This is a genomic window from Streptomyces griseoruber (assembly GCF_001514205.1).
Taxonomy (GTDB): Bacteria; Actinomycetota; Actinomycetes; order Streptomycetales; family Streptomycetaceae; genus Streptomyces; species Streptomyces griseoruber.
The window spans coordinates 2269-4840 of sequence record NZ_KQ948812.1; the positions used below are offsets into that span (position 1 = coordinate 2269).

Genomic DNA, 2572 nt, shown 5'->3' on the forward strand with positions numbered 1-2572 from the left:
TGCGGGGTTGTCGGCCGCGGATGTGGACGTGGTGGAGGCGCACGGTACGGGGACCACGCTGGGTGATCCGATCGAGGCGCAGGCGTTGCTGGCGACGTATGGGCAGGGTCGTGAGCGGCCGCTCTGGCTGGGGTCGGTGAAGTCGAACATCGGTCACACGCAGGCGGCCGCCGGTGTCGCGGGTGTGATCAAGATGGTGCTGGCGATGCAGCACGGTGTGCTGCCGCGCACTCTGCATGTGGACGAGCCGTCCTCGCACGTGGACTGGACGGCGGGTGCGGTCGAGCTGCTGACGCGGGAACAGGAGTGGACCGAGGCGGAGGGCCGGCCGCGCCGCGCCGCCGTGTCCGCCTTCGGCGTGAGCGGCACCAACGCCCACGCCATCCTCGAGGAGGCACCCGCGGAGGAAGCCCCCGAGAACCTCGAAACGCCCGCCGCCGAAACGGCGTCCGCCGCTTCCCACGCGGTGCCGTACCGGGCCCCCCGGGTACTGCCCTGGGTCCTGTCCGCCCGTACCCCCGAAGCCCTGCCCGCCCAGGCCACCCGTCTCCTCGCGCACCTGCGGGAGCACCCCGGCGCCGAGCCCCTCGACGTCGCCTGGTCGCTCGCCACGCACCGATCGGCCCTGCCGTACCGGGCCGCGGTCGTCGGTTCCGACCGCGCCCGGCTAGCCGACGCACTCACCGCCTTCGCCGCCGGTGACCGGCCCGAGGGCATCGTCACCGGTACCGCCCAGCCGGACGGCCGCACGGCCTTCCTCTTCGCGGGACAGGGCTCCCAGCGGCTCGGCATGGGACGCGAACTCTACGACGAGCACCCGGTCTTCGCGGAGCACTTCGACGCGGTCGACGCGGAGCTGCCGTTCGCTCTGCGGGAGATCGTGTTCGGTGAGGACGCGGATCTTCTGAACCGGACGGAGTTCGCGCAGCCCGCTCTGTTCGCTCTGGAAGTGGCGTTGTTCCGGTTGCTGGAGTCGTGGGGTGTGCGCCCGGATGTGCTGGCCGGGCACTCCATCGGTGAGATCGCGGCGGCGCATGTGGCCGGGGTGTGGTCGTTGGCGGACGCGTGCCGTCTGGTGGTGGCGCGGGGCCGGCTGATGCAGGCGCTGCCTGAGGGTGGTGCGATGGTCGCGCTTCAGGCGTCCGAGGAGGAGGTGCTGCCGCTGCTCGGTGTCGGGGTGGGTATCGCGGCGGTCAACGGGCCGCGGGCGGTGGTCGTTTCGGGTGCCGTCGAAGCCGTCGAGGAGATCGCGGACCACTTCCGTGGCCAGGGCCGCAAGGTCACGGCGCTGCGGGTCAGCCATGCCTTCCACTCCCCGCTGATGGAACCGATGCTGGACGAGTTCCGCACGGTGGCCGAGTCCCTGTCGTATGAGCAGCCGCGGACACCGATCGTCTCCACCCTCACGGGCACGGTCGCCACCGCCGAGGAACTGTGCTCCCCGGACCACTGGGTGCGGCACGTCCGCCAGGCGGTTCGCTTCGCCGACGCCGTGCGCGTCCTTGCCGCGCGTGGCACGACCCGTTACCTCGAACTCGGCCCCGACGGCACCCTCACGGCGCTGGCCCAGGACTGCCCGGAGGCGGTCGCCGCCGGTGACACCGGCGGCAGCGACGGGGTCCTGTTCACCCCCGTCCTGCGCAAGGACCGGGACGGCGTCCTCAGCACGGTCACGGCCCTCTCCCGCCTCCACGCCCACGGCGCCACGATCGCCTGGGAGGCCGTCCTGTCCGGCGGACGCCGGGTGGAACTGCCCACGTACGCCTTCCAGCACCAGCGCTACTGGCTGGCGGACCAGGGACGCCCCGCCGCAGGCAGGGGCGTGGACGACGAGCAGCGCACCGGGGGCGCCGCCGAGACGGAGTTCTGGAACGCCGTCGAGCGGGGTGACCTGGGCTCCCTGGCCGACTCCCTGGGGCTCGCCGAGGAGTCCTTGAACGGCCTCGTCCCGGCCCTGTCGTCCTGGCGGCGCCGGCGCCTGGAACGCTCCCGCACCGACCGGTGGCTCTACCGAGCGCACTGGAAGCCGCTCGAGCCGTCGCCCGCCACCGCGCTCGCCGGCCGCTGGCTCGTACTCCGGCCCGAGGGCACCGGCCAGGACACCGGCACCGACGTCATCACGGCGGAACTCGCCGCGCGTGGCGCCGTCCCCGTGGCGGTCGACCTCCCCGCCACGCCTGAACGGGTGTCGCTCGCGGCGCAGTGGGAGTCGGTCTCCGTCGGCGAGGTCGCCGGGATCGTCCTCGACACCGGCGCCTTCACGGACGCCGTACAGGCGTGCGGCGCGCTGGCCACCGTGTTGCAGGCGGTCGGTGACGCGGGGGTGGCGGGCCGGGTGTGGGTGCTGACGCGTGGGGGTGTGTCGGTGGGCCGTTCGGACGGTCCGGCCGATCCGGTGCAGGGTGCGGTGTGGGGTCTGGGCCGGGTGGCGGCGCTGGAGTATCCGGATCGTTGGGGTGGTCTGATCGACCTGCCCGAGGTCCTGGACCGCCGGGCCGCCAACCGGTTCGCCTCGGTCCTGGCCGGCGGACTCGCCGACGAGGACCAGATCGCGCTCAGGGCGTCGGGTGTG

Annotated in this window: 1 protein-coding gene; it reads left to right on the top strand. The window is 73.3% G+C overall.

Annotation, left to right across the window (positions count from 1 at the left end; translation table 11 throughout):
• The coding region (locus AQJ64_RS44645) for a type I polyketide synthase (RefSeq protein ID WP_159060369.1) at positions 1-2572 on the top strand (2572 nt) is incomplete at both ends.